At 61.9% G+C, this 26171-nt stretch carries 28 protein-coding genes; 14 read left to right on the top strand and 14 right to left on the bottom strand.

Annotated elements, in window-relative coordinates:
* Window positions 1–14: 14 nt before the first annotated feature.
* Window positions 15–1583 (top strand): 4-alpha-glucanotransferase, encoded by a 1569-nt coding sequence (gene malQ / locus FZZ85_RS01450; RefSeq protein ID WP_226411485.1) that lies wholly within the window; start codon window positions 15–17, stop codon window positions 1581–1583.
* Here malQ and FZZ85_RS01445 read toward each other — a convergent pair.
* The 6 genes from FZZ85_RS01445 to FZZ85_RS01420 all read right to left on the bottom strand — a co-directional run bounded on the left by FZZ85_RS01445 (window position 1517) and on the right by FZZ85_RS01420 (window position 7290).
* The gene (locus FZZ85_RS01445; RefSeq protein WP_226411483.1) at window positions 1517–2437 is read right to left on the bottom strand and encodes a RodZ family helix-turn-helix domain-containing protein; all 921 of its coding nucleotides are present in this window, start codon (window positions 2435–2437) and stop codon (window positions 1517–1519) included. The genes malQ and FZZ85_RS01445 overlap by 67 nt on opposite strands.
* Complete coding sequence (locus FZZ85_RS01440) at window positions 2428–3180, bottom strand: pseudouridine synthase (protein ID WP_226411481.1); 753 nt, start codon at window positions 3178–3180, stop codon at window positions 2428–2430. The genes FZZ85_RS01445 and FZZ85_RS01440 overlap by 10 nt, the downstream gene beginning before the upstream one ends.
* The gene (locus FZZ85_RS01435) at window positions 3177–4307 is read right to left on the bottom strand and encodes a PAS domain-containing sensor histidine kinase (RefSeq protein ID WP_226411479.1); all 1131 of its coding nucleotides are present in this window, start codon (window positions 4305–4307) and stop codon (window positions 3177–3179) included. The genes FZZ85_RS01440 and FZZ85_RS01435 overlap by 4 nt, the downstream gene beginning before the upstream one ends.
* Before the next feature lie 7 nt (window positions 4308–4314).
* Window positions 4315–5061, bottom strand: a complete 747-nt coding sequence (locus tag FZZ85_RS01430; RefSeq protein WP_226411477.1) for a response regulator transcription factor — start codon at window positions 5059–5061, stop codon at window positions 4315–4317.
* 88 nt (window positions 5062–5149) lie between these two features.
* Window positions 5150–5569, bottom strand: coding sequence for a hypothetical protein (locus FZZ85_RS01425; protein WP_226411475.1), 420 nt, complete (start codon window positions 5567–5569; stop codon window positions 5150–5152).
* A 71-nt stretch (window positions 5570–5640) separates the two neighbouring features.
* Complete coding sequence (locus FZZ85_RS01420; RefSeq protein WP_226411473.1) at window positions 5641–7290, bottom strand: AarF/ABC1/UbiB kinase family protein; 1650 nt, start codon at window positions 7288–7290, stop codon at window positions 5641–5643.
* A 50-nt stretch (window positions 7291–7340) separates the two neighbouring features.
* Here FZZ85_RS01420 and FZZ85_RS01415 point away from each other — a divergent pair, with 50 nt between their 5' ends.
* The 4 genes from FZZ85_RS01415 (at window position 7341) to FZZ85_RS01405 (ending at window position 10190) form a co-directional block, all read left to right on the top strand.
* Entirely contained in the window at window positions 7341–8744 is a 1404-nt protein-coding gene (locus FZZ85_RS01415; protein WP_226411471.1) for a lysine decarboxylase, read from the top strand.
* Window positions 8745–8958: 214 nt separating this feature from the next.
* Entirely contained in the window at window positions 8959–9162 is a 204-nt protein-coding gene (locus tag FZZ85_RS12130) for a septal ring lytic transglycosylase RlpA family protein (protein WP_370631097.1), read from the top strand.
* Entirely contained in the window at window positions 9153–9293 is a 141-nt protein-coding gene (locus FZZ85_RS12125) for a hypothetical protein (protein ID WP_370631096.1), read from the top strand. The genes FZZ85_RS12130 and FZZ85_RS12125 overlap by 10 nt, the downstream gene beginning before the upstream one ends.
* A 30-nt stretch (window positions 9294–9323) precedes the next feature.
* Complete coding sequence (locus tag FZZ85_RS01405; protein ID WP_226411469.1) at window positions 9324–10190, top strand: phosphatidate cytidylyltransferase; 867 nt, start codon at window positions 9324–9326, stop codon at window positions 10188–10190.
* Between the two features lie 6 nt (window positions 10191–10196).
* Here FZZ85_RS01405 and FZZ85_RS01400 read toward each other — a convergent pair whose 3' ends face one another.
* The 5 genes from FZZ85_RS01400 to FZZ85_RS01380 form a co-directional block, all read right to left on the bottom strand.
* Window positions 10197–10817 (bottom strand): LmeA family phospholipid-binding protein, encoded by a 621-nt coding sequence (locus FZZ85_RS01400; protein ID WP_226411467.1) that lies wholly within the window; start codon window positions 10815–10817, stop codon window positions 10197–10199.
* Complete coding sequence (locus FZZ85_RS01395; protein WP_226411465.1) at window positions 10810–11676, bottom strand: alpha/beta fold hydrolase; 867 nt, start codon at window positions 11674–11676, stop codon at window positions 10810–10812. The genes FZZ85_RS01400 and FZZ85_RS01395 overlap by 8 nt, the downstream gene beginning before the upstream one ends.
* Entirely contained in the window at window positions 11673–12773 is a 1101-nt protein-coding gene (locus FZZ85_RS01390) for an iron-containing alcohol dehydrogenase family protein (RefSeq protein WP_226411463.1), read from the bottom strand. The genes FZZ85_RS01395 and FZZ85_RS01390 overlap by 4 nt, the downstream gene beginning before the upstream one ends.
* Entirely contained in the window at window positions 12773–15313 is a 2541-nt protein-coding gene (locus tag FZZ85_RS01385; protein WP_226411461.1) for an ATP-dependent Clp protease ATP-binding subunit, read from the bottom strand. The genes FZZ85_RS01390 and FZZ85_RS01385 overlap by 1 nt, the downstream gene beginning before the upstream one ends.
* A 176-nt stretch (window positions 15314–15489) precedes the next feature.
* The gene (locus FZZ85_RS01380) at window positions 15490–16005 is read right to left on the bottom strand and encodes a GNAT family N-acetyltransferase (RefSeq protein WP_226411459.1); all 516 of its coding nucleotides are present in this window, start codon (window positions 16003–16005) and stop codon (window positions 15490–15492) included.
* A 3-nt stretch (window positions 16006–16008) separates the two neighbouring features.
* Between FZZ85_RS01380 and lysA the strand changes: the two genes are divergently transcribed.
* The 8 genes from lysA (at window position 16009) to FZZ85_RS01340 (ending at window position 23031) form a co-directional block, all read left to right on the top strand.
* Window positions 16009–17388: a diaminopimelate decarboxylase gene (gene lysA, locus FZZ85_RS01375; RefSeq protein ID WP_226411457.1), complete on the top strand. Its 1380-nt coding sequence runs from the start codon at window positions 16009–16011 to the stop codon at window positions 17386–17388.
* A 22-nt stretch (window positions 17389–17410) separates the two neighbouring features.
* Complete coding sequence (cdaA, locus tag FZZ85_RS01370; RefSeq protein ID WP_226411455.1) at window positions 17411–18241, top strand: diadenylate cyclase CdaA; 831 nt, start codon at window positions 17411–17413, stop codon at window positions 18239–18241.
* Window positions 18238–19020, top strand: a complete 783-nt coding sequence (locus tag FZZ85_RS01365) for an isoprenyl transferase (RefSeq protein WP_226411453.1) — start codon at window positions 18238–18240, stop codon at window positions 19018–19020. The genes cdaA and FZZ85_RS01365 overlap by 4 nt, the downstream gene beginning before the upstream one ends.
* Window positions 19017–20012: a biotin synthase BioB gene (gene bioB, locus FZZ85_RS01360; protein WP_226411451.1), complete on the top strand. Its 996-nt coding sequence runs from the start codon at window positions 19017–19019 to the stop codon at window positions 20010–20012. The genes FZZ85_RS01365 and bioB overlap by 4 nt, the downstream gene beginning before the upstream one ends.
* Window positions 20013–20286: 274 nt before the next feature.
* The gene (locus FZZ85_RS01355; RefSeq protein WP_226411449.1) at window positions 20287–20457 is read left to right on the top strand and encodes a hypothetical protein; all 171 of its coding nucleotides are present in this window, start codon (window positions 20287–20289) and stop codon (window positions 20455–20457) included.
* Window positions 20458–20524: 67 nt separating this feature from the next.
* Window positions 20525–21493 (top strand): rhodanese-related sulfurtransferase, encoded by a 969-nt coding sequence (locus FZZ85_RS01350; RefSeq protein WP_226411447.1) that lies wholly within the window; start codon window positions 20525–20527, stop codon window positions 21491–21493.
* Window positions 21494–21541: 48 nt separating this feature from the next.
* The gene (locus FZZ85_RS01345) at window positions 21542–22513 is read left to right on the top strand and encodes a DUF952 domain-containing protein (RefSeq protein ID WP_226411445.1); all 972 of its coding nucleotides are present in this window, start codon (window positions 21542–21544) and stop codon (window positions 22511–22513) included.
* Between the two features lie 20 nt (window positions 22514–22533).
* A complete protein-coding gene (locus FZZ85_RS01340; protein WP_226411957.1) occupies window positions 22534–23031 on the top strand; it encodes a hypothetical protein in 498 nt (165 codons plus the stop codon).
* Here FZZ85_RS01340 and lipA read toward each other — a convergent pair.
* Together lipA and recR are read right to left on the bottom strand one after the other, a co-directional pair.
* Window positions 23016–23915 carry a lipoyl synthase gene (lipA, locus tag FZZ85_RS01335; RefSeq protein WP_226411443.1) on the bottom strand — a complete coding sequence of 300 codons (900 nt, stop codon included), beginning with the start codon at window positions 23913–23915 and terminating at the stop codon, window positions 23016–23018. The genes FZZ85_RS01340 and lipA overlap by 16 nt on opposite strands.
* Window positions 23912–24523 carry a recombination mediator RecR gene (gene recR, locus FZZ85_RS01330; RefSeq protein WP_226411955.1) on the bottom strand — a complete coding sequence of 204 codons (612 nt, stop codon included), beginning with the start codon at window positions 24521–24523 and terminating at the stop codon, window positions 23912–23914. Before recR ends, lipA begins: the two co-directional genes overlap by 4 nt.
* Window positions 24524–24594: 71 nt before the next feature.
* Between recR and psbP the strand changes: the two genes are divergently transcribed.
* Window positions 24595–25176, top strand: coding sequence for a photosystem II reaction center PsbP (psbP, locus tag FZZ85_RS01325; protein WP_226411441.1), 582 nt, complete (start codon window positions 24595–24597; stop codon window positions 25174–25176).
* On the opposite strand, the gene FZZ85_RS01320 is transcribed toward psbP, so the two are convergent.
* Window positions 25177–26118: an LCP family protein gene (locus tag FZZ85_RS01320; protein ID WP_226411439.1), complete on the bottom strand. Its 942-nt coding sequence runs from the start codon at window positions 26116–26118 to the stop codon at window positions 25177–25179.
* Between the last annotated feature and the right edge of the window lie 53 nt (window positions 26119–26171).

Genomic DNA, 26171 nt, shown 5'->3' with positions numbered 1-26171 from the left:
ACGAAGAGGCCCTCATGGATCAGTCCACTGTTGACCCGGCCGAGGCTGGACCTGGGCGCAGTACAGGAGTGCTGCTGCATCCCACCGCCCTACCGGGCAGCCCCGTTTGTGGAAGCTTCGGAGAGCCCTGTCGCCGATGGCTCCAGCTGCTGGCCGACCATGACATCGGCGTCTGGCAGATGCTCCCTCTGGCCCCACCAGATCCCACCGGCTCGCCCTACAGCTCTCCCTCCTGCAATGCCCTGAACCCTTGGTTCCTCGACGGCCAGGACCTGGCCAACGAGGGGTTCATCAGCGATGAAGCCCTCAGGGCCGCTCCAGGGGCTGATGCACCCCTGGAGGGAGCAGAGCATGTGGAGTTCAACCTCGCCCAGAAACGGGCCGGTGCCCTGGGGGATGCACTGATTGACGCCTGGCCTGATCAGGATTCAGCGCGACATGCCGACTTCAAGCGCTGGACGCAACAGCAGCGCTCCTGGCTGGACGACCACGCCCTTTTCCAGGTCCTACACGATCAAAACCACAAAGCTTGGTGGGAGTGGCCGCTGCCCCTGGCTCGGCATGACAACAAAGCCCTGCGGGCTTGGGCGGAGCAACACCATGACGCGCTACTTCGCGAAAAACTGATCCAGTGGCACCTCGATCGCCAGTGGCAGGCGATCCGCCATCAAGCGGCCAACCTAGGCATCCAGCTGTTTGGCGATCTGCCCTTCTACGTGAGCAGTGACAGCACCGATGTCTGGAGCAACCGTTCCTTATTCACCGTCAAAGAGAACGGACAACTCACCACCCAGAGCGGTGTGCCGCCCGATTACTTCTCTGAAACCGGACAGCTGTGGGGCTCGCCGGTGTACCGCTGGGGACAGCATCTGATCACGCGCTTCCGTTGGTGGCGGCGAAGAATTGCGCGCCAGCGGGAGATGGTGGATCTGCTGCGCTTGGATCACTTCCGGGCCCTCGCGGCCTTCTGGGCCGTCCCCGGTGGTGACGCCACCGCTGAGAATGGGGAGTGGCAGCCCTCCCCAGGTCATGCCCTGCTCCGCAAATTACGCAGGGACGCCGGTGGTGTCCTCCCCTTGATTGCCGAGGATCTCGGCGTGATCACACCGGATGTGGAGGAACTCCGCGATGCCTTCCGGTTGCCGGGCATGAAAGTGCTGCAGTTCGCGTTCGACGGCGAGCGCGACAACCCCTATTTGCCGGAAAACACCGATGGGCATCGATGGGTTGTTTACACAGGCACCCATGACAACCCCACAACCCTGGGCTGGTGGAACGCTTTGGATGCCGACAGCCGGGGCCGCATCACTGCTCGGGTGAATGGTGAGATCACGGCTCCGGCCTGGCATCTGCTCGACATGGCCTTTGCCACGACCGCAGGCCTGGTGATCGCCCCACTGCAGGACCTGATGCACCTGGACGACCGGGCCAGGTTCAACACCCCCGGTACCAGCACAGGCAACTGGAGCTGGAGGCTTCGCAGCTTTGATTCCGCGCTAGGGAATGCTCTTGGCGGCTACGGGAGCAGGGGAAGGGTCTGGGGACGGTCGCTCTCGGGAGCCGGCAAGTTGTTGACCCGGTAGATCCCCGGCCGCTCTTGATCCACAGGCAGAGGCTCACCATTCCAGAGCACCTGATCCTCAGCACCAGCCGGGGGATCCAGGCGGATCTCAATAGGAGCCTGCAACTTCAGCGTCAACCTGCCGGCACTGGCCGTAAATTGAACCCGATCTCCCCCACCGCTGGAGAGCTGCAGCTCTCTCGGCTCAGCCACCACAACCTCCAGCACACCCTGGGACTGCGGCAGGGCGTCCCGCACAAGCTCAAGCCACTGCTGAGGCGTGCGTTGCCGGACCTGTTCCAGGGGTCGCATGGCTGCGATGGCTTCGTCTGAGCCCGCAAGGTTCGGGCCTCGGGTGATCGCCTCAACGTCAGCACGCAAGGGCTCAAGGCTGAGGCTATTGCGCAGGGCCAAGTCCTGTTGTTGACGATTGATGGCCAGCAGGCTGAAGGTGATCACCACCGCATAAACGACCGTTCCCTGCCAGGTGGTGAACACATCGATATTGCCCAGGGTGAAGCGACCCAAACCCACTTTGGCGGGTCCGCGGCGGAGCAACACCGGCGGGGGCAGCAGGGGGTCGAGGCATCCACCGGGCAGGGCCAGGCGACGCTCGATCTGAGGGAGCATCGAGGCGAGATAGGCCCGCTCTGGCAGGCGATCACGCCAGCCCCGTTCCAGGGCCTCAATCACGGTGGTGGTGATCCGGGTCTCATTGGCCAGATCACGAAGCGAGAGGCCAAGTTCCTCACGGCGCCGCCGCAGCATCAGCCCCAGATCAAGACGCTGCTGCTCCTGGGCCTCAACCGTGCCGGCATCAGGGCTGGTCTCCTTACGGGGACGTCGCAACCAAAGTCCTAGACGCTTCAGTCGCATGGGCTTTTGGGCAGATCCATCGAATCAGCCCGCTCAAGCAGGGGCTTCCATTCTCCCTCGCTTAACCAGATCCAGCACCCCTCGGCAAGATCACCGAGCCGCAACCCGGCAATCGCCGTGCGCTGGAGGTCCAGCACCGGATGGTCCAGGACTTCCGCCACCCGGCGGATCTGTCGGTTGCGACCTTCCCGCAGCTCAATCTCCAGAAGCGAACGGTCGCCCCAAGCCCGCAACCGACGCACCCTGGCGGGGCGGGTCAAGCGCCCATCCAGGGGCAGACCACTACGCCAACGGTCCAGAACCGGCTCCGGTGGCACACCTTTCACCCACACCCTGTATGTCTTTGCGTGGCTGTAACGCGGGTGGGTGAGTTTCAAGGTGAGCTCACCCAGATCGGTGAGCAGAAGCGCGCCATGGCTGTCGGCATCTAGGCGACCAACGGGGTGAAGACCAGCCCGATGCTCCGGAGGCAGCAGGTCAAGAACCGTGCGGCGACCCTGCGGGTCATCGCAGCTGCAGATCACACCCACCGGCTTGTTCATCAGCAGCACCCGCGACGCACCACGGCATGGCAAGGGCTGACCATCCACACAAATCGTTTGCTGCTGCGAATCGGCCTGGTCGCCAACGCGGGCAACCTGGCCGTCCACCGTCACACGGCCGGCCTGCAGCCATTCCTCAGCCCGGCGTCTGGAGCAGAGCCCGGCAGCAGCGATCAGTTTCTGCAGGCGCTGGCGCGTCATCCCAGGGGATCTCGGGGCAGCAGCAGCTCCATGCAGGCTCCGCCGACGGGATGATTACGGGCTTCGATGCGGCCGCCATGGTTCACAGCGATCTGCTGAACGATGGCCAGTCCAAGGCCACTACCGCTGCGGTTGGAGCGCGCGCGGGAAGGATCCCCTCGATAGAAGCGTTGAAACATGCGCGTGAGATCGGTCTCACTCAATCCACGGCCATGGTCACGAATGCTGAGCAACCACCAACCGCCGCTCTGGCGCACACTCACATCAACGCTGCTGTCCTCCGGGGCGTAGCGCAGGGCATTGTCGAGAAGATTGAGCACCGCACGGTGTAAACGGCGCCGATCACCACGCAGGGGCCCGGATTCGCTGCGGTCCAGCTGCAGCATCACCCGCCGTTCCTCCGCGATCGGGCCAATGGATCCCCAGGCACTGTCCACCAAATCCTCCAGGGTGAGGGGAACATGCTCGCTGTCGTCCTGGGGCAGGCTGTTTTCCAACCGCGACAGCTCCAGCAGGTCTTCCACCAGCAGCTGAAGACGCCGGAGTTCCTTCTGCAGCCGTTGCACCAGAGCCGTGTCTTCTTCCTTGACGGCAAGTTCCAACCGATCGCTCACCAGCATCAGGGCCGTTAGGGGAGTCTTGAGCTCATGGGCCACATCACTCACCCAGCGCTCCTGTTGCTGTTGCTGGGCTTCGAGGGACTGACGGCTCTGGATCAGCACCAGCCAGCATTCATCACTACCCGGCAGAACAACGGCCTCCAGCGGGGTCCCCTGTTGATCCCATTCACAACGCTGGGGACGAAGTTGATAGCGGCTGCTGAAGATCAACTCCTCCAAGGCAGGAATGTCGAGGACATCCCGGAGCTTCATGCCACGAACCAGGCGATTGGGGGGGATGTGCAGCAGCCGTTCGGCCCGATCGTTGATGTAAGCGATGGAGTGATCCGGGGTCAGGATTATCCAGCCCTGGGTGGCCGCATCAATCCAGGCCAACAGCTGGGGAGCGTTCAAGACGATGAAGCGATCCTTGGACGCTCGCTTGGACGCCAGGGCACTTCGTCGACGCTGCAGCAGAAGCGTGATTCCGATGCCAGCTGCAAAGCCAAGTGCGGCAGAGATCACCACAGAGCCCTCAGCCGAAGCGATACCCGAAGCCGCGAACCGTACGGATCAATTGAGGAGATGAGGGCTCCTGCTCAACCTTTTCCCGCAGCCAGCGGATGTGAACATCCACGGTTTTGGTGTCACCGATGAAGTCGATACCCCAGATTTTCTCCAGCAGCTGATCGCGACTCCAGACGCGCTTGGGGTTCTGAATGAACAGCTCGAGGATCTTGTATTCCTTGGGGGAGAGGGTGAGGTCCGTGCCATCCCGGGTGACTCTGCACTCACTGGGAAACAGGCAAAGGTTGGCGTGACTGAGGGATTTCGGTTCAGACGACGATTTCTCCGTCTGACGGGCACGCCGCAGTAAGGCCCTGCAGCGTGCCACCAGCTCGCGCAGGCCAAAGGGTTTCACCAGGTAATCGTCGGCGCCCACCTCCAGCGCCAGCACCCGATCGATCTCACTGTCAAGGGCACTGATCACCAGGATCGGGGTGGTGTTGTTGATGCGACGAAGCTCACGGCAAAGATCAAGCCCCCCCAAACCCGAGAGCATCAGATCGAGCACAATCAGATCCAACGGATCTGAACATTCAGCCGTGATCAGGCTGAGGGCTGAGGAGCCATCGGCGCAGGTGTGCACCTCGAAACCCTCCGCACGTAAGGCCTCTCCAACTGTTTCCCGAATACTGTCGTCGTCTTCCACCACGAGTAGACGACTTGTGGAGACAGCCGCAGACAGGGTTGTCACGTCCGGAAACAGTGTTTGACTCATTGTGACTAATAGCCAATCTCTTTCGGGAAGAACAACGGCTTCGCTTAAGGGCTCAAATCACGAACGAAACAACCCGTTGAGACGAAGCTCAGAAGAATTCGTCGAAGTTGTCGAAGTCAACCGCTTTGAAGTTGCCCGCTTCAACCTGCTGCATCAAGCGCTCGAGCTGAGAAAACAAAGCTCCACCGGTCAGCAGCGAGAGCAGCAGTGCCACCAGCAGGGCAGCGCCTGAGGCAAACCCGAAGATCTGAAGACAGCAGCCGATGAAAAGCGTCACCCCTATAAGGGTGCCGGCATAGCTGAGGTTGATTTCAGCAGTCCCCAGTGGCAAGAGGGGGAGCCGGTCTTGCTTCCAGCTATCCAACTTGTTCTGCACCTGACGACCGAAGGTCAAGCCGCAGAGCACACCCATCAACAGACCAATGCCAGCCAACAGGTAAGGGGGCTGGGGCAAAGTCATCATCTGGAGCAGCTGCTCAAGCTCCTGGGCGCTGATCTCGTCAGGCATCGACGCCGATCTCAAAGAGCTGAGACCTTAGCGGTGAGTTCGGCAATCTCGCTGGAGTCGTGATCTCAGCATCACGCTGCCGCCAGGGGATTGAGACCCCTCAACAGCCCACCGGCCAAACGCCGAGGACCGAAGGTGCGTCCGAGCAGTCCGACTAATGCACGCACGTCGTCAGTGTGCAGACGATCGTCACGGATCAGGGTCATCAGCAGCCGCTTGCGCAGGTCAGCACCATCTCGGCTGAACAGAAGCCGCAGGCCTGCCCCGGCCACAGGGATCAGTTCCTTGCCTGGAGCGGGCGCGTCCTGACCCACCACATCCAACAAACTTTCCAGCCGATCCAGGCGCAGGCGGCCTGATTCATCAAAGATCACCTCCAGGAGCTTCTCGCGCATCTCGCGTGTGTCTCCCGCCAACAGTCGACGGGCCACATAGGGATAGGCCACAGCAATGATCCGGAAGTTCGGATCGAGCCTCAGAGCAAGACCTTCCTGGCTAACTACAGCCCGGATGATCAGGGCGAAGCGAGCCGGCACCCGGAAGGGGTAATCGAACATCAGCTCCGAAAAACGATCGGTGATCGCCTTGAAGTTGAACGATCCAACCGAGTCGCCAAGACTGCCGCCGAGCACCTCCTCGAGAGCAGGAATGATCGGTGTGAGATCGGCGGTGGGGCTGAGAAAACCGAGGGATTGGAAGTCCTTGGCCAACTCTGAGAAATCACCGTTAATCAGGTGCACCACAGCACCGGTGAGGGTGAGCCGGTCGCTGTCGCTGATGGAGTCCATCATCCCGAAGTCGACGTACCCCACATGGCCTAGATCGCCGGTGCGACCAGGCAAGGCGAAGAGGTTGCCGGGGTGAGGGTCGGCGTGGAAATAGCCGAACTCCAACAGTTGCTGTAGGCCGCAGATCACGCCGGTGCGGATCAACGCCGTTGGATCAAGACTCTGAGAGCGCAGCTCTTCGCTGTTGCGCATCTTGGCGCCATCGATCCAGGTGGTGGTCAACACCCGAGTGGAGCTGAGCATCCGCTCCACCTTTGGGATGTAGACCGCATCGTTGTCCGCGAAAAGAGTCGAAAACCGCTCGGCATTGGCCGCTTCCAAGCCGTAATCGATCTCCTCAAACAGGCTGCGGCCAAACTCATCAATGATTCCGCCCAGACCGAAGCCAAGGTTGAGCGGCAGCAGCGGCGCCGTCATCACCCCCAGAGCCCGGATCAACACCAGATCCCGTCGCAGAATGAAGTTGAGATTGGGGCGCTGCACTTTCACCGCAACCCAGTGCTGGCCCTGCAGACGGGCTTTATAAACCTGGCCAAGACTGGCGGCGGCGATCGGCGTGTCCGGGAACTCCTCAAACAACTCCTCGGCCTGAGCACCGAGTTCCTCGCGGATGCAGGCCAGGGCGATGGCATGGGGAAAGGCCGGCAGATCGTCCTGCAGGCGCGTCAGTTCGTCCAGCCAATCCCGACGCACCAGATCCGGTCGGGTGGAGAGGGCCTGCCCCAGCTTGATGAAGCAGGGCCCTAGCCCCGTCAGTGTATTGAGAATGCGACGCGCCAGCCCCTGCTGAACGGCGGGGTCACTGCTGCCTCCACGCAGCAGCAACACCAGCACAAGCCCCGCCAAGGACCACAGCACATGCACTAGGCGCGGAATGGCAACCCAGGGACGCAGCAACAACCAGCCAAGATCCCGCCCGGGGTCGTAACGCATCGCATCGCGATTAGTACAGAGAGAGACTTTAAGGAGATCAGACGGATTCGATGGCGCTTCTGCCCCAGCTCACCCGTCGAATCGGTCAGCCCCTGTTTCTGCCGGCCCATGGACGGGGGGCTGCCCTTCCGGATGGACTCCGTCAATTGCTGCGCCGCCGCGCTGGCATCTGGGACCTGCCGGAACTGCCAGCCCTTGGCGGTCCGCTGGAAGCTGACGGCGCCATCGCAGCAAGCCAACGCTCCGCCGCTGCACAGATGGGTGTGGGGCGCTGCTGGTATGGGGTGAACGGGGCCACGGGGTTGCTGCAGGCTGCACTGCTAGCCATGGTCCGGCCAGGAGAGCGGGTCCTGCTGCCCCGCAATGTCCATCGCAGCCTGATTCAGGCTTGCGTTCTTTGGGACCTGCGGCCGGTCCTGTTCGATCTCCCCTTCCAAAGCGACCGCGGCCAGCCGGCACCGGCAGATGCAGCTTGGATCGAACGGGTGCTGGAGGCTCTGCCCTCTGACGGAACACCCATCCGTGCTGCGGTTCTGGTGCATCCCACCTACCAGGGCTATGCCAATGACCCGACGGCGGTCATTCAGCGTCTGCAGCAACAGGGCTATTGCGTGCTGGTGGATGAAGCCCACGGCTGTCATTTCGCCGCAGGAGTGGATCACCCCCTCCCCCCAAGCGCCCTGCATTGCGGAGCTGATCTGGTGGTGCATTCCCTGCAGAAATCAGCTGCTGCTCTGGCACAAACGGCGGTGCTCTGGCTGCAGGGGGAGCGTCTGGATCCTGTGCGGGTGGAACGCAGCCTGGGATTGCTGCAGACCACCAGCCCTAGTGCGCTACTGCTGGCCTCCTGCGAAGAAGCCCTTCAACACTGGCAGCGCCGCAGGGGACGCCGGCAATTGCTGCGGCGTCTGCAGGAGGCTGAAGAGCTCGGCGAGGGCCTACGCAACAGCGGCGTGCCTCTGCTGAACAACCAGGATCCGCTGCGCCTAATCCTGCACACGGGACAGGCGGGAATCACCGGCCTGGATGCCGACGATTGGTTTCTGCCACGCGGGCTGGTGGGCGAATTACCGGAACCAGCCACCCTCACCTTCTGCCTGGGGCTGGCACGCCACAGAGGGCTGGGACGCCAAATACACCACCACTGGCAGAACCTGCTGCGGAGCTTCCCCGATCGCGCTGCCTTGCCAGCGTTCGAAGCCCCACCGCTGCCACTGGTCACCACCACAGCGCATTCACCAAGACAGGCCTGGACGGCGGAGCATCACCAGGTGGCGTTGAAGGTCGCAGAGGGGTGCATTGCAGCTGAATTGCTGTGCCCTTACCCACCTGGAATCCCCCTGCTGATTCCCGGTGAACGGCTGGATCGTCAGCGGCAGAGCTGGCTCGAGCGCCAGCAGCTGTTCTGGGGAGACCAAATGCCCGACACGCTTTCTGTGGTGAACGGGGGGTGAAATCCACCCCCACAGCCGTTTCAATCCATGCATTCGGCTGCAGTGGATGAAACCTCTGACATCGCTGCTGATTGCGCTGATGCTGGCCCCCTCCGTTGAGGCCAGTCCAAGCAGCGAAGAGTTCGTGATTAGGGCTATCCAGGAGAGCGAATAAACAAGAGTGATCTAGGAGGCCGCCCCGGTCAGGCCTCTGCCAGCTCCTCCTCCAAAACCGATGGCGACCGACTCAGCCATTCCAAGCAAGCTGATCGAGGTGGTTCAGGGAGCCGCGAGCTGGTCTGGCCCGGGGGACTACGGCCGCACAACTGCCAATGGTGAGCGCTTTCGCAACGGCACGCTGACGGCTGCCCATCGCACACTCCCCTTTGGCACCAAGGTGCGCGTCACCAATCTGAGCAATGGGGGGGGGTGGTGGTGAAAATCAATGACCGTGGTCCTTTCAGATACCACTGGGTGACCGATCTGGCCCATGGAGCCGCATCTCAGCTGAACATAATGCAGGTGGGAGAGGTGACGGTGAGGCTCGAGGCCCTCTCTAGGGGCGATTGATAGGGTGAATTGAGGAAGCCTCCAATCAACGTGATTCGTGAGGTTGTCCTCGATCAGAGCCAAGCACCAGCGGCCCGAGCAGCGCTGCGCAAACGGTTGATCAGTGGCCTAGGTGTAGGTGGTTTTGGCCTGCTGGTGGTGAGCTTGGGAGGGTGGTGGTTCACTGCAGCGCTGGGTGGAATGGTGCACCTCGGCCTGCTCGAGTTTTTCCGGATGGCGCAATTCAAGGGAATTCGCCCCGCCACCAAAACCACCCTTGTGGCCTGCCAACTGCTGCTGCTCACCACCCAGTGGGCGATTCAAGGCGGACTACCGGCTGATGTGGCCCATGCTGTTTTGCCCCTCTCTGGAGCCGCCATTTGCGGTTGGCTGCTGCTGCAACCGGTAACGGGTTCCATCGCCGACATTGCGGCATCGATCTTCGGATTGTTCTACCTAGGGTTTTTGCCCAGCCACTGGCTGAGCCTGCGCGGTTTGGACAACGGTCTGGAGATCACGCTGTCGGCCTGCTTAATGATCGTCGCCACCGACATCGGCTCCTGGGCCGTGGGACGGCGCTACGGGCGACGGCCCCTCTCACCGATCTCCCCCGGGAAAACCATCGAAGGGGCGATCGGTGGATTCATCTCAGCCATGCTGATCGGCCTGGTCTGCGGCCAGCTGATGGGCTGGGCCCTGCATGGCCTACCGGGGCTGCTGCTGGGCGCACTGATCGCGCTGTTCGCCCTGGTGGGAGACCTGACCGAATCGATGATGAAACGCGATGCAGGCGTGAAGGATTCCGGTGACGTGCTGCCCGGCCATGGCGGAATCCTGGACCGGATCGACAGCTATTTGTTCACCCCAGCGGTGGTTTTTTACGCGATCGCGCTGTGCCAACCGCTGTTGGCCCCATAACCAGCGCTACGGGGTGACGCTGGCCTGACCTTTGAGGGCCAACTGACCACTCGCCAGCTGCACGTGCACGATCCGAATGGCCGGATCCATCGGAAGCAGGGTGCACGGTTCATCGGCGGTCTCCGGCCGGAAGCACAACGTTCCTTGCTCAGCATTGAGGCGGAAGCGACGACGAGCAGGTTCTTGATGAGCAACAACGGGCGCCTGCAACTCGAGCAGATCCGCATCAATGCGCAGAGCCCCCAACGGGCTGAGGCCCATCAGCTGCTCAGCCATCCAGTCCCCGAGCCAGCGCCAGGGTTCGGCCAGCAAAGCGCTGTTGAGCTGACGGCCGTTGATGCTCACCTCTCCCTCCACCTGGAACGGCTGCTGCAGGGCCAGCATCTGACCGGGACTCAGCAGCTTCATGTCCACCGCAATCGGACCACTGCACAACTCCACGCTCCGCAAGGGCAGCCCCTGGAAACAGGCATCCCTCGCCCTGAGGGTCACGCCATCCAGACGCCCCCGCAGCAAAGACCAGGTGGAACCGTTCAGGGCCAGCTCGACGCTGCCAAGGCTGTCGCATTGACTGCGAATCCAAAGGCGCAGGGCCCCTGCCAGCACATTGAGAACGGGATCAGCCATTGGTCAGCAGCACATGACAACGCTCAGCCACCTTGCGGGGCTGATCGATATGGGGAAGGTGGCCGCAGGAGGAGAAGGTCTCAACAGGCTGATCCAGCAAGGCCTGAAGCGCCTGTTTCTGCGGAGCACGCAGAATCCGATCATTGTCACCCCAGATCACATGCAGTGATTGGGGGGGCAGGGGATCTCCACATCCAGCAAAACCACCACTGCGGGCGAAGGCGGCCAACGCCTCCGCCCAGCCGGGGCATTGCAGGTGCAGGGAGGCGATTTGTTCTTCCGGAGCTCCCACATCCGCATCGGGATCAGCGAAGGCCTGGCGACATAGCCCCCGCCGTACTCCGGGACGACCCAGAAACCAGGCACCAAAACGATCCAGCAGAGGCGGCACGGGCATCGGACGCCCCGTGAGACCGGCTGGAGCCAACAGCAGAAGAGAAGCCACGCGTTCGGAGTGACGCCGGGCCAACTCCACTGCCACGGAGCCTCCCATCGAAGCGCCAATCAGGCCCACTGGAGCCTCTGTGGGAAGCCGCTCCAGCAGGGCATCGAGATGCCGCAACACAGCCTCTGGACCGTAGGTCAGACCCGGGGGACGCGGCGAAAAGCCAAAACCGAAGAGGTCGGGGATAAACAGCTGAAAGCGATCGGCCAGGAGGGGAGCGAGGCGCCGGTATTCGAGAAAACTGCTATCGAAACCATGCAGCAGCAACAACGGAGAGCCCTGGCCAAGCACCGCAACCGGAAAGGGATCATCGACACCCAGGCCCGACAACGTCCACCACTGCACCTCAGCAGCTAAGGACTCGGCCTGCGGGTCAAGCAGAGCCGGCCGCAGTTGATCCAGAAGCGTCTTCAAAAGTTGATGGGGCTGAGTTCCGCAGCACCCACAAGGGCCTCCAGCAAAGCACCAGGCGTCACAGCGAAGGGCAAGTGATGCAGATCGGAACCATCGCGGCAAGCGAAGCGACACACCTCCTGCAAGTCACTGAGGCTGGCCTGCGCCAGACCAAGATCATCAAGGCTTACGGGCAGACCAAGCTGCCGCAGCAACGGCAGCAGCTGGCGATGCGCCTGAGCTGCAAGCCGGTTTCCGCCCAGACGTTCCTCCAAGCGAAGCTGCACAAGAATTCCGAAACCCACCTTCTCGCCATGGAGAACGTGATGACAGGCCTCGAGCTGGGTAAGTCCGTTGTGAACGGCATGGGCCGCAACCGTGCGGCAACGGGCACCGCCCAGCCCCCCAATCACCCCGGCGGTGAGGGCACAGGCTTCGGCGGTGCGCATCCAGGCCGCACTGCCTGGGTCTTCCAGTGCCGTGAGGCTATCGATCAGCAGTTGATCCCGAAGCACGCGAGCCATTTGCACGGCCTGCTGCACCAGACCATCGCTGCTGTCGCCACTGCTCACTGAGGCTTCGTACCACTTGGCCAGGGCATCAGCGACACCACTGGCCAGAGTGCGAGGTGGGGCCTGGCGCACCAAGCCGTGATCGAAGACGAGAAGGTCTGGGCAACGATCCAGAGCCACATCCCCTTCGAAAGCACCCTGAGGGGAATAGATGTTGGACAGAGCCGTCCAACCGGCACAGGTGGAGGCGCTCAGCGGAACAGTGATGCAGGGAAGGGAAAGGCGGTAGGCCAGCAGCTTGCCGGCATCTAGTACTTTTCCGCCCCCTGCGGCCAAAACGGCGTCGCAGCCATGGGCTTCAAAAGCCAATTTGTGAAGATCCTGCTCACAGCAGTCGAACTGAAGCTGAGCCTGAACGGGGAGAAGCCCTTGGCCCTGGAGATCCACCACCAAACGCTGACGCTGCTCAGCCGTGGAGGAACTGCGACCCAGCACCAACGGACGTGAGCAGAGGGATTTGATCTGAGGCAAGGCCTCATCCCACGCCTCATCCCCCCGCAAAACGCTTGCGGGGGCAATGGAGTGGGACGAGGTGGATCGAACCATCAGACGCTGGCACCGGCGAGTTGCGGTGCCGTATCCACCTGACCTTTGTGGCGGACCACCACCTTCTTGTTTTCGTCGACATCAACTTCGGCATGGTCGCCGTCCTTAATACGACCCGACAGCACCTCTTCGGCGAGGGAATCCTCGAGAAGACGCATGACGGCTCGACGCAGCGGACGTGCGCCATAGGCGGGGTTGTAGCCCTCTTCCACCAGGCGCTCCTTGAACGCATCCGACACGGTAAGGGTGATGCCCTTCTCGCCCATGCGGCCAAAGACCTCCTTAAGCATGATCTCAGCAATCTCCTTGACTTCGTCGCGGTTGAGCTGACGGAAGACGATGATTTCGTCGAGACGGTTGAGGAACTCAGGCCGGAAGTACTGCTTGAGCTCCTCATTCACCAGGGAACGGATCCGGGTGTATTGAGACTCCTCAGCGCTTTCACCGGAGAACTCGAAACCTAGGCCGCCGCCACCCTTCTCGATCACCTTCGAACCGATGTTCGAGGTCATGATGATCAGTGTGTTCTTGAAGTCGACTGTGCGGCCTTTGGAGTCGGTCAGACGACCGTCTTCCAGAAGTTGCAGGAGCAGGTTGAACACATCGGGGTGCGCCTTTTCGATTTCGTCGAAGAGCACAACGGTGTAGGGACGGCGACGCACGGCCTCTGTGAGCTGACCGCCTTCGTTGAAACCGACATAGCCCGGAGGCGAGCCGATCAGCTTGCTGACCGTGTGGCGCTCCATGAATTCCGACATGTCGAGTCGGATCATCGCCTCTTCGCTACCGAAGAAATAGGTGGCCAGAGCTTTGGTGAGCTCGGTTTTACCGACACCGGTGGGGCCCGAAAAGATGAAGCTGGCGATAGGGCGATTGGGGTTCTTCAAGCCAACCCGGGCACGGCGGATGGCCTTGGACACCGCCTTGACGGCTTCGTCCTGACCGATCAGACGCTGGTGGAGAGTTTCCTCCATGTTGAGAAGCTTGACCGACTCGCTCTCGGTGAGCTTCTGAACCGGAACACCTGTCCAGGAAGCCACGATCTGAGCAATATCTTCCTCGTTCACCATCGGTGAGCTGTCTGAGGCAGCCGCCTGCGTAACAGCAGTTTCACCGGTTTCAGAGCTGGCGTCGACTTTGGCCTCGTCCTTGTTGGCCTGAAGCAGAGAACGGATCTGCTCACGCAGTTCCACTTCCTTCTCGCGCAGTTCACCGGCTTTGGTGAAGTCCTGATCTCGAACGGCATCCTCTTTGTCCTTCTGCACCAAACGCAGTTCTTTGTCCACTTCCTTGGCCGCGGGGGGCAGCTTCGAATTGAGCAGACGCACCCGGGAACCGGCTTCATCGATCAGATCGATAGCCTTGTCGGGCAGGAAGCGATCCGAGATATAGCGATCGCCGAGGGTTGCGGCCGCCACAAGGGCGTCATCGGTGATCTTGAGACGGTGGTGCTGCTCGTAACGCTCGCGAAGGCCGCGCAGGATTTCGATGGTGTCGTCGATGGACGGCTCGCCCACATTCACCGGCTGGAAACGGCGCTCCAGGGCAGCATCCCGTTCGATGTGCTTGCGGTACTCGTCAAGGGTGGTGGCACCGATGCACTGGAGCTCGCCGCGGGCGAGGGCCGGCTTGAGGATGTTGGCGGCGTCGATCGCTCCCTCAGCAGCACCGGCACCAATCAGGGTGTGCACCTCGTCGATCACGAGAATCACGTTCCCGGCCGACTTGATCTCCTCCATGATCTTTTTGAGGCGCTCTTCGAACTCACCTCGGTACTTGGTGCCGGCCACCAGCAGGCCTATATCAAGGGTGAGGACACGCTTGTCTTCGAGAATGTCGGGAATGTCGCCCTGCTGAATCCGCTGTGCCAGGCCCTCAGCGATGGCTGTCTTACCAACACCAGGCTCGCCGATCAACACAGGGTTGTTCTTGGTACGGCGACCAAGAATCTGGATGACGCGGTCGATTTCGTTGTGGCGACCCACGACAGGGTCGAGCTTCGCTTCGGTAGCGAGCTGGGTGAGGTTGTTGCCGAATTCGTCGAGGGTGGGGGTTTTGGTGGATCCCTTTCCACCACCGCCTCCTCCTCCGGCGGAAACTTCAGCGGTTTCACCCAGCATGCGAATCACTTGGGTGCGCACCTTGGCCAGGTCGACACCGAGGTTTTCAAGCACACGGGCTGCGACACCTTCTCCTTCTCGGATAAGACCGAGCAGCAGGTGCTCTGTGCCGATGTAGTTGTGACCAAGCTGGCGAGCCTCTTCCAGAGAAAGCTCCAGCACCCGCTTAGCACGCGGAGTAAATGGGATCTCGACGGCAACGAAGCCGGAACCACGGCCGATGATTTTCTCAACTTCAACCCGAGCATCCTTGAGGTTGACCCCCATGGATTTGAGGACCTTGGCGGCAACGCCCGTTCCCTCGCCGATTAGGCCGAGGAGGATTTGCTCAGTACCAACGAAGTTGTGACCAAGCCTGCGGGCCTCTTCCTGGGCCAGCATGATCACCTTGATAGCCTTCTCGGTAAAGCGTTCAAACATCGCTGGGCCAATGCAGTGATGTGACCAAGCTATCAGGGTTGAGAGACCGCTGCGAGTGTTCGGTCTGTTCGGTCACTTTCCAGTCTGAGACTGGCCTGAACCGCACGAAAAATAACAATGAATCCCAGAAGATTCACCGCTTTTTTTGTCTCCCAGGGACGGGAAACCGAACAACTTCATTCGGCCGACATGGGCAACGGCGCTGACGGAATGCGACACCACTGAATAAGGGCATCGCGACCATCGGAGTAGTACCCGGAACGGGTGCCTGCGGTGCGGAAACCGGCTTTGGCATATAGCGCCAGAGCGGCAACGTTGTCGCTGGCTACCTCGAGGGTGGCGTGCACTGCACCGTGCTGTCGTGCCCGTTGCAACAGTGCTTGCAAAAGCAGACCTCCATGGCCACTGCGACGCCTGTCGGGATCCACAGCCAGCGCTGTGATGTGCAGCTCATCGGCCACCATCCAGCCACAGGCCACACCCATCAGGGCGTCGAGCTGCACAAGACCGATGCAGAGGCGACGGGGGTCGTCCAGCTCCCGCCGCCATTGCTCTCCTGTCCAGAGGCAGTTAAGCGCCCGTTGATCCAATGCCAGACAGGCTTGCTGCCAGGACGGATCAAGACGCAGGATCTGCGGGGTCAGTCCGCCCACTGCAGGGTCGATTCCTAGATTGCCCTCCGACGCCGCCACTCCGTGACCCAAACCATCACCAGTCAACGGCCTTTCGAGGCGAACATGGATGCGGAGAGCCCCAATCGCAACCTGACCCCGATCACCACAGGACTCGACGGCACCGACCGTCTTGTTGTTGGGGGGTGTCGTCTCAGCGATCTGGCCGAGCGTTACGGCACACCGTTGTATGTGCTGGATGAAGAGACCGTTCGGGCCACCTGCCGGGCTTACCGCCAGGCCCTGGAAAAGCATTACTCCGGGCCATCCCTGCCGATCTACGCCTCCAAAGCGAACAGCTCTCTGGTGATGAGCAGCCTGGCGGCCTCCGAAGGGCTGGGTCTAGATGCCGTGTCAGCCGGTGAATTGCTGACGGCGCTGCGCGGGGGGATGCCCGGGGAGCGCATGGTCCTGCACGGCAACAACAAATCCGACGAGGAGCTGCTGCTCGCCTATGCCAACAAGGTGATGATCGTTGTGGACAACCAGCACGATCTCGATCGCCTCGCCGAACTTCTGCCCGCTGGAGCCGAACCGGCACGCCTGATGCTGCGCTTCACCCCCGGAATCGAGTGCCACACGCACGAATACATCCGCACCGGTCACCTGGACAGCAAGTTCGGCTTCGATCCTGACCAGGTGGAGCCTGTGCTGCGAAGCCTTATTGGACAACCCTGGGCCCAACTCACCGGACTGCACGCCCACATCGGCTCGCAGATTTTTGAACTCGAGCCTCACCGGGATCTGGCGGCGGTGATGGCCGACAAGCTGAAGCTGGCCCGTGAGCTGGGCCATCCCGTAACCGACCTCAACGTCGGAGGTGGCCTTGGCATCCGCTACGTGGAGTCGGACGATCCTCCGAGCATTGAACAGTGGATCCAGGTGGTGGCAGAAGCCGTCACAAGCGCCTGCCAGGAACGAGACCTCGAGCTGCCGCGATTGATGTGCGAACCGGGTCGTTCCCTGGTGGCAACCGCCGGCATGACCCTGTATTCGGTGGGCTCGCGCAAAACGATCCCGAACGTGCGCACCTACGTGGCCATCGACGGTGGCATGAGCGACAACCCTCGCCCGATCACCTACCAGTCGCTCTACACCTGCTGCCTGGCCGATCGCCCCCTGGCCAAGCCAGACGAAAGCGTGAACCTGGTGGGCAAGCACTGCGAATCCGGCGATGTGCTGCTGAAGGACCTCCCCCTACCCACCACCGAGAGCGGTGACATCGTCGCCGTGTTTGCCACCGGTGCTTACAACGCCTCAATGAGTTCGAATTACAACCGGATCCCGAGGCCTGCTGCCGTTCTGGTGCATGACGGTTCAGCAGAACTGGTGCAGAAACGGGAGCAGCCGGATGACCTGCTGCGCTACGACGTTTTGCCAGAACGATTCAACGCGTTACGTTGAATGCAGTACTGAGAAGGGCGGAGTGAACGTATTGGCGGTGGTGGATCCGCGCCTGGTGCTCGACGTTCTCTTTGCCTCTTCCATCGGCTTTCTGCTTTTTTCTCGCGTCAATGAGCAGCGCACCCTCTGGCTGCTTCGAGGTTGGTTGTTTCTGGTGGCGATGGCCTGGTTTGTCCAGCGCTTCGCCAACTTGCCCCTCACCACAAAACTGGTAGACGCGCTCGTCATGGCCTGCTCGCTGTCCCTGGCCATCCTTTGGCAAGGCGAGCTGCGTCGCCTGATGGAGCTTCTAGGAACCGGTCGCCTCGCTGTATTGCTGGGCAATCCCCAGAAAGAGTTCAGCGCTTCGGCGGGAACCGTTAGCCAAATCACTGAGGCAGCGGGCCGGCTGTCTCAGTTGAGGCGTGGTGCCTTGATCGTGGTGGACCTTGGAAGCGACCTGAGGCCCGAGGATTTTCTCAATCCCGGCATCCCCATTGGTGCTGTGCTGAGTCGCGAGCTGATGCTCAACCTGTTCGCCGCCGACACCCCCCTCCACGACGGTGCCGTGCTGGTACGGGGCAATCGAATCGAGTCGGCTGGCGTGATTCTTCCCCTATCTAGACACAGCGTGAGCCGTTTCGGCACTCGGCATCTTGCGGCACTCGGCATCACCGAACGCTTTGATCGCTGCATCTGCATTGTGGTGTCGGAAGAAACAGGAACACTGTCTCTGGCGAACCAGGGCAAGCTGGAACGACCGATCACCAGTTCTCGCCTCCAGGAACTGCTCAGGGAGCTGTTCAGCACCGCCGAATCGATGCCGCCGGCACGACGTACGGTGGGTAGCGCTCCGTCCGAATCGCTGTCTTGAGCCGCCCTCCGGCCACCAGCACTGACACGGCCGATCGTTCGCTTCTGCCTGCGGACCTCGACCCAGGTCGGCTCCCGCAGCATGTGGCCCTGATCATGGATGGCAACGGTCGCTGGGCCAAATCCCGCGGTTTGCCGCGCGTGATGGGGCATCGTGCCGGCGTTGAAGCGCTGAAGTCCACCCTCCGGCTGTGCAGCGACTGGGGCATTCAATCCCTCACGGCCTACGCGTTCTCCACGGAGAACTGGTCGCGCCCCGGCGAGGAAGTGAATTTCCTGATGACCCTATTCGAAGGGGTATTACAGGCTGAACTGCAGGCCCTGGAGGCCGAACAGGTGCGGATTCGCTTTCTCGGCGATCTGAACGCTCTGCCCCAGAAACTGCAGGAGCTGATTGCCGACGCCACGGCCCGGACGGCGGGCAATAAAGGAATTCACTTCAATGTGTGCACCAATTACGGCGGACGACGGGAGCTGGTGCGAGCCGCTCAGCGTCTGGCCCAACGCGCTGCTGCCGGGGAACTGGACCCCGTCAGCATTGATGAAAACAGCATCGCCGCAGAACTATTCACTGCTGGCGAACAAGACCCCGATCTGTTGATCCGCACCAGCGGGGAACACCGCATCAGCAATTTCCTGCTCTGGCAACTGGCCTACGCCGAAATTCACGTCACCGATGTGCTTTGGCCTGACTTCAATGCCGATGCCTTGAAAGCCGCTCTGCTCGATTTCCAACGTCGCCACCGCCGCTTCGGCGGTCTTGATCCGATCAACCCATGACCCTCAGCATCCGCCACGACTGGACCATCGAGGAGATCCAGACCCTCCTAGAACTTCCCTTGATGGAGCTGCTCTGGCAAGCTCAAACCGTGCATCGGGAAGCCAACCCTGGCTACCGGGTGCAGCTGGCCTCGCTGCTGAGCGTGAAAACAGGGGGCTGCGAAGAAGACTGTTCCTACTGCTCTCAGTCGATCCACAACAGCAGTGACGTCACGGCCTTTGAGGCCCAGATGCAGGTAGAGCCGGTGCTTCAGCGCGCCCGGGCCGCCAAGGAGGCCGGTGCTGACCGCTTCTGCATGGGCTGGGCCTGGCGCGAGATCCGTGATGGCGCTCCCTTTGAGGCGATGCTCGAAATGGTGCGAGGGGTCCGCGGCATAGGGATGGAGGCCTGCGTGACCGCGGGGATGCTCACCGACCAACAGGCGGAACGGCTATCAGAAGCTGGTCTCACGGCCTACAACCACAACCTCGACACCAGCCCCGAGCATTACGAACGGATCATCTCCACACGCACCTACCAGGAACGGCTAGAGACCCTGCAAAGGGTTCGCAATGCCGGCGTCACCCTCTGCTGCGGCGGCATCATCGGAATGGGTGAAACCCTGAGGGACCGTGCCTCCATGCTGCAGGTGCTGGCCAGCATGAACCCCCATCCCGAAAGCGTTCCGGTGAACGGGTTGGTGGCGGTGGAGGGAACCCCTTTGGAAGAGCAGGCTCCCTTTGAACCGCTGGAGCTAGTGCGGATGGTGGCGACTGCGAGAATCCTTATGCCTCACGCCCGGGTGCGGTTGAGCGCCGGCCGTGAATCGATGAGCCGAGAAGCACAGATCCTCTGCCTTCAGGCGGGGGCAGATTCGATCTTCTACGGCGATGTTCTGCTCACGACCGGCAACCCGGATGTGGAGGCCGACCGCCAACTTCTCGCCGATGCGGGGGTGACAGCCAACTGGCAGGAGGAAGCGGCGGCTCGGGCCAGCTGCTCGCCCCACTGATCAGCCGACCCCATGCAACGATTGCTCCACTGGCACATTGAGGATGTCTGTGCAGGGCTAGGCAGGGAAAAGCCCGTCGATGAGGTGCCTTGATCGATCCCATCGTCATCCCCTCCCTGCTTGGTCTGTTTGTTCTGTCCGTGATCCTGGAGGCGATCAAAGACGGACAAGCAACGTCACCACAATCACCGCTATTGAGAACTGGCCGAAGGGTCCTGCGCGGACAACCCCGACTGTCACCAACCGGAAACACTGCACAAAAGACTCATTGTGGGTGTCGTCCCTGTTGAGCTACACCGTATTGGTCTGTGGCACAGCCATGAAGATCGACAGCGCCAACGCTCAACCGATGGGAAGCCTGATCTTTGAAGGGGGACACAAGCCCTTCCATGCCCTGGCCTGTCCCCTGAAACCGGCGGCGGTTCGCATCAGCAGGAAAGCCTGACGACCAACAACACGGGTGGAACGACCCGGCCTGATGCAGGCTGGAGGAATGTTGAACCCCTAACAGCGTGGACTCGAGCAACCTGGAGCCTGTGCTGGCGAAAGACAGCCGGCTCCTGGTGGCGGCGTTTTATGCCTTCACGCCCCTGAATGACGAGCTCAGGGAGACATTGCTAAGCAGCTTGCCGACCCTGGCTTGCGATGGCAGCGTGCACGGCTCGGTGTTGGTGGCCCATGAAGGGGTGAACGGCACGATCAGTGGCCCGGAATCAGCAGTTGATGCGGTGCTGGATCATCTGCGCACTTCCTTGGTGCTCGGCAACGACCACTACGCACGGTTGGAGGTGAAGCGCAGCTGGACCAACAAGCCGGTGTTCCGCCGCTTCAAAGCCCGGCGCAAAAAGGAGATCGTGACCATCGGCGTGGACAGCGTGGATCCCCGCACCAGCGTGGGCACCTACGTGGAGCCGGACGACTGGAATGCACTGGTGGATGATCCCGACACCCTGGTGATCGACACCCGCAACAGCTACGAAACAGCGATCGGCACGTTCGAGGGGGCCATCGACCCCAGCACCGAGAGCTTCCGCGACTTTCCGAAATGGGCAGAGTCCACGCTTCGGCCCCTGATGGAACAGAAGGGCAGCAAACGCATCGCCATGTTCTGCACCGGCGGAATCCGTTGCGAGAAAGCCAGCAGCTACCTGCAGCAAGAGGGCTTCGGGGAGGTGCACCACCTGCGCGGCGGCATCCTCAAGTACCTCGAACTGGTACCGGAAGCCGAGAGCCGCTGGCAAGGGGAGTGCTTTGTCTTTGATCAACGGGTGGCGTTGAACCACCGGCTGGAACCCGGCGAGCACAGTCTTTGCCACGCCTGCGGCCTGCCGTTGTCAGCCCAGCAACGCGAATTGCCGAGCTACATCAAGGGGGTGCAGTGCGTGCACTGCGTGGATCGCTTCACCGATGCCGACCGGGAACGCTTCGCCATGCGGCAACGCCAGATCGACCAACACAACATCGACCAGCAGCAGGCCTGAGGAGATCAGGCCGCATCGGACAATCCCTGCCAGGGACCACCCGATGCCTTGCCGCCGATCCTCTACAGCTTCAGACGCTGCCCCTACGCCATGCGCGCACGCTGGGCCCTGCTGGAGGCCGGACTTCTCGTGCAGTGGCGGGAGATCGCACTGAAGGCCAAACCCGCTGAGATGTTGGCGGTCTCCCCCAAGGGCACGGTGCCCGTATTGGTGCTGCCGGACGGCACGGTGATCGAGGAAAGTCTGGCGGTGATGGAATGGGCCCTTGCTCAGGCGGACCCTCGCGGGCTGCGCAACACCGGCGATGCCTCAGCGCTGATCGAGCAAAACGACGGTGCTTTCAAACATCATCTGGACCGGTTCAAGTACACCGACCGCTACCCAGGCACCAACAAAGACGAGCAATGCGCCTCCGGGCTCGCCATCCTGCAAAGCTGGAACCAGAGGATCGCTGATCAGGGCTGGCTGCTGGGCGAGCACTGCTCGCTGGCAGATGCCGCCCTCTGGCCCTTCGTGCGGCAGTGGCGCATCGCCGATCCCGAGAGATTCGACAACGACAACACCCTGGAGGACCTACATCACTGGCTCCAGCGTTTCCTGGAGGACCCCAGATTCGAGCGGCTTATGCAGCGCGCCGACCCCTGGAGTACAGGGGGACAGCAACACCACTTCCCCGCTGATGCCATCGCGGTTCCCCTGGATCAACCCCTGTTTCACCTAGCCCTTAAGGCCGACTGGCAGGCTGCCCAGGCTAGCGGCAGCTACCGCATCTCCACCCGGGGGATGACATTGGAGCAGGTGGGCTTCATCCACTGCTCATGGCAGGAGCAGGTAAGAGACACATTTGTGCGTTTTTATGCGGACGCTGGCGAGGTGCTCCTGCTGGAGATTGATCCCGCCGCGATGAACGCTCCCCTACGGGCCGATGCAATTCCCACCGGCGAACTGTTCCCCCATCTCTACGGTCCATTGCCCCTGGAGGCGGTCCGCTCGGTCGTCGCCATGACCGCGGCAGCATGAGCACGACCACCTCCCGATCGATGCTCGAACACCTGGAAGCCGAGGCCCGCGAACGCGGACTGCTGCTGCGATTGCAGGTGGGGCGCCCCCTGGGGCTGTGGAGCCTGCGGTTGGTGGTGGCCCGGCAAGCCGCCAGCGGCAGCCTGTTGCTGTTGGGGGAAATGAAGGGATGGGCCTACCCCGCTGCCACGGGCCTGCAGCTCGACACGATGCGGGTGATGCCGAAGGCACCTGCGGGCGTGGGTGATCTGATCTGGGCGGCCACCATGGCCTGGGCCCAGGAGGCCACGCCTTGTACAAAGGCCCGGTTGCTAGCCATCCGCGACGACGAGCAGCAACACCGCCGGCTGGTGCGCTACTTCCACCAACGCGGCTTCAACAAAACCCGTGATGTGGAAGCAGCGCTTTGGGATCTCCCCCTGCGCATGGTCTGGGGAGGCGCCGGGGCCCTGATGAGTAGCGATGTGGCAACCGTTCTGGACCGCAGTCTGCGGAGCTGGCGTCAGTCGGCGGCGTGATAACTGCTGCGCACCAGCGGGCCACTGCGCACCTGAGCAAATCCAAGCTCACGGGCCACCTCCGCCAACGCGTCGAACTCCTGGGGCGTCCAGTAGCGGGCCACTGGAATGTGCTCAAGCGAGGGGCGCAGGTACTGCCCCAGGGTGATCCGTTGGCAATCCACGGCGCGAAGATCCTGGAGGGTGGCGATCACCTCGTCGCGGCTCTCCCCCAAGCCGAGCATCAGACCACTCTTGGTTGGGATCTGAGGCGCCAGCTCCCGGGCCGCCGCGAGCAAACCGAGCGATCGTTCATAAGTGGCTCCCCGGCGCACCTCCCCCTGCAGCCGCTGCACCGTTTCCAGGTTGTGGTTAAAGCAAACCGGTTGGGCCCCCAGCACTGTCGCCAGCCGCTCCCGCTGGGCCATCACGGCCCGCTCCGAGTCCGCCACACCGCCCCAGAAATCGGGGGTGAGCACCTCAAGGGCGATGAGCGGATTGCGGGCCCGGATCGCCGCCATGGTGGTGGTGAACAGGCTGGCGCCGTGGTCGGCAAGATCGTCGCGGGCCACCGCCGTGAGCACCACATAGCGGAGTTGCATCGCCTCCACCGCATTTGCCACCCGCTCCGCTTCCGCGGCATCCAGCGGCATCGGGGCCTGGCCCTTGTCCACCTGGCAGAAGGCACAGCTGCGGGTGCAGATTGAGCCGCCCAATAGGAACGTCGCTGTTCCGGCGGCGTAGCACTCGCCGCGGTTGGGGCAGCGACCCTCCTCGCAGATGGTGTGCAGGCGGTTCTGCTTCACCAGCCCCTGCACCCGCTCCAACTCCGATGCGTTGCCAATCGGCCGTCGCAGCCAGTCCGGCAATCGCTCGGCGGGGGGAATGGAGCTGTACTTGCTCATACCGGCCGGCGCCCCTCCAGGGCGCGGCTCAGGGTGACCTCATCGGCGTATTCCAGTTCACTACCCATCGGCAAGCCGTAGGCGATCCGGCTCACCGAACAGAAGGGCTTGAGCAACCGCCCCAGATACAAGCTGGTGGTGTCTCCTTCCACGCTGGGGGTGAGGGCGAGGATCACCTCACTGATCTCCTCATTGGTGATTCGTTGCACCAGTTCGGTGACGTGCAGCAGCTCCGGACCAACCCCGTCCATGGGCGAAATAAGGCCCCCAAGCACGTGGTAGCGCCCCTGAAATTCACGGGTGCGTTCCAGAGCCAGAAGATCCCTGGAATCCGCCACCACGCAGATCACGCCGTTGCGGCGCTCAGGGTTGCGGCAAATCTCACATTCGGGATCAGCGGAGAGGTGGAAGCAGGTTTGGCACTGGCCAACCTGGGTGCGGGCCGCCAACAGGGCATCAGCGAACTGATGGATCTGCTCCTCCGGTTGATTCAGAAGATGCAAAGCGAGCCGCTGGGCCGTGCGCGGACCGATGCCAGGCAGACGCTCGAACTGATCAATCAGCCGGGCTAACGGTTTAGTAAAGCCGCTCAGTGGTCTGCCGCCGATGCGGGAAATGTAGGAGTTGCGGAGATCATCTGCCGCAACAGAGTTCACGACAATCAGGCCACAGAGGCAGAATGGCCCATGGATTGATCGCCCAGCTGATGCAGCTCTTCCAGTCTTTGAGTCGCGTGATCATTTGCGGCGCCCTGGCACTGATGGTGGGGGCCTGCGCAGCGGGACCAACAGCCGGACTGCAGTCGTACCAGAGCCCGGATGGCCGTTTCGCCTTCCTCTATCCCACCGGTTGGACTGAGGTTCAAGTGAGCAACGGACCACGGGTGGTGTTTCACGACCTGATCCACAGCGATGAAACCGTGAGCCTGATGATCAACAAGGTGAGCGAAGACAACGAACTGAGTGAACTGGGCAGCGCCATCGCAGTGGGAGAGCGGCTGCGCCGTGAGGTGATCGCCACCGCCGGCAGCGGCCGCACCGCGGAGCTGGTGGGAGCGCAGGAGCGAGAGGTGAATGGCCACACCTTCTACGACCTGGAATACGCCGTGCACTTGGAAGATCGGGACCGCCATGAGCTGGCGACTGTGGTGGTAGATCGCGGCCGCCTTTACACCCTGGCTACCAGCGTCAACGAAGAACGCTGGAGCAAGGTTGGTGATCTCTGCGGCCGGGTGGTGCACTCACTGACCCTGCTGATCTGATCAGAACAGGAATCGGAAGCGTTGGCTGCCAACACTGGCATCGCTGCCACTGCTCGACTTGGCCGGCCACTCGGTTTCCAGATAGCTGATGCCATCGGCATTGAACGGAACCGCCTTCAGACTGGAAGCCTTCAGATCGGTGGTGCCCATGGCGGTGACCAATCCACCCAGTTCGATCGGCCCCAGATCCGTCTCCAAGGCCTGGCCCGCAGCGGTGATCAAAGCCGGCAGGCGGATCAGATTCTGCGGTTGTTTCATCTGCTCAAACAGACCCTTCAACGCCAGCTGCTGCCGTTCCAGCCGGCCGAAATCGCCGCGGCCGTCGTTGCGCCAACGCAAAAAGCCCTCCAAATCCTTGCCCCTTAACAGCTGAGGGCCGGGCTGCAGGTCGATCAACAAGTTCTGACTGCGGTCGATGTAATAGAGGCGCTTGGGAACATCCACTTCGATTCCCCCCACCAGGTTGGCCAGGGTTTCGATCGCATCCAGGCGCACCACGATGTGGTGGCGGATCGGTCGGTTCATCAACCGCGACAACTCCCGCTCCACAGCCTCCACTCCGCCGTAGGCCATCAGTGCATTCAGCTTGATGCCACCGAAGCCCTCAGCATCGATGTAGCTGTCGCGGGGGATCTGGGTGATCGACGTGGTGGTGCCATCCACCCGCACCGTGAAAATCACATCAGTGTTGTTGCCAGTGCGGTCTCGGCCCAGCACCACCACCTCCCTTGCCCCGAAGCCGGTCCAACCAACAAATGGGTTGGCAAGCGGCGCAGGCTTAGGCAGCGCGAAAGGCTGATCTGCCGTCCTGGACGGCGCCATGATCAACCGGCTCAGAGCAACCGAAAGAGTCAGGCCGCCGCTGAGACCAACCACCACAGCAGCAACCACCGGCCATGTGATGGCCTCAGATGACGCCTTAGCAGAGGGGGGTTGTGTCATGGCATGCACGCTAAGCAGCATCTTGGCGCGCTCGTCCCATCTCTGGTAGAGGG

Origin of the sequence: Synechococcus sp. MU1642 (assembly GCF_020514115.1) — a bacterium.
GTDB lineage: Bacteria > Cyanobacteriota > Cyanobacteriia > PCC-6307 > Cyanobiaceae > Parasynechococcus.
This window is presented reverse-complemented; position numbering and strand designations above follow the sequence as displayed.

Excerpts from the sequence above, each read along its gene's own strand:
- malQ (WP_226411485.1), top strand. The coding sequence starts at position 15 with ATGGATCAGTCCACTGTTGACCCGGCCGAGGCTGGACCTGGGCGCAGT.
- FZZ85_RS01445 (WP_226411483.1), bottom strand. The coding sequence starts at position 2,437 with ATGCGACTGAAGCGTCTAGGACTTTGGTTGCGACGTCCCCGTAAGGAG.
- FZZ85_RS01440 (WP_226411481.1), bottom strand. The coding sequence starts at position 3,180 with ATGACGCGCCAGCGCCTGCAGAAACTGATCGCTGCTGCCGGGCTCTGC.
- FZZ85_RS01430 (WP_226411477.1), bottom strand. The coding sequence starts at position 5,061 with ATGAGTCAAACACTGTTTCCGGACGTGACAACCCTGTCTGCGGCTGTC.
- FZZ85_RS01425 (WP_226411475.1), bottom strand. The coding sequence starts at position 5,569 with ATGCCTGACGAGATCAGCGCCCAGGAGCTTGAGCAGCTGCTCCAGATG.
- FZZ85_RS01420 (WP_226411473.1), bottom strand. The coding sequence starts at position 7,290 with ATGCGTTACGACCCCGGGCGGGATCTTGGCTGGTTGTTGCTGCGTCCC.
- FZZ85_RS01415 (WP_226411471.1), top strand. The coding sequence starts at position 7,341 with ATGGCGCTTCTGCCCCAGCTCACCCGTCGAATCGGTCAGCCCCTGTTT.
- FZZ85_RS12130 (WP_370631097.1), top strand. The coding sequence starts at position 8,959 with ATGGCGACCGACTCAGCCATTCCAAGCAAGCTGATCGAGGTGGTTCAG.
- FZZ85_RS01400 (WP_226411467.1), bottom strand. The coding sequence starts at position 10,817 with ATGGCTGATCCCGTTCTCAATGTGCTGGCAGGGGCCCTGCGCCTTTGG.
- FZZ85_RS01390 (WP_226411463.1), bottom strand. The coding sequence starts at position 12,773 with ATGGTTCGATCCACCTCGTCCCACTCCATTGCCCCCGCAAGCGTTTTG.
- FZZ85_RS01385 (WP_226411461.1), bottom strand. The coding sequence starts at position 15,313 with ATGTTTGAACGCTTTACCGAGAAGGCTATCAAGGTGATCATGCTGGCC.
- bioB (WP_226411451.1), top strand. The coding sequence starts at position 19,017 with ATGACCCTCAGCATCCGCCACGACTGGACCATCGAGGAGATCCAGACC.
- FZZ85_RS01340 (WP_226411957.1), top strand. The coding sequence starts at position 22,534 with ATGCTCGAACACCTGGAAGCCGAGGCCCGCGAACGCGGACTGCTGCTG.
- lipA (WP_226411443.1), bottom strand. The coding sequence starts at position 23,915 with ATGAGCAAGTACAGCTCCATTCCCCCCGCCGAGCGATTGCCGGACTGG.
- psbP (WP_226411441.1), top strand. The coding sequence starts at position 24,595 with ATGGCCCATGGATTGATCGCCCAGCTGATGCAGCTCTTCCAGTCTTTG.
- FZZ85_RS01320 (WP_226411439.1), bottom strand. The coding sequence starts at position 26,118 with ATGACACAACCCCCCTCTGCTAAGGCGTCATCTGAGGCCATCACATGG.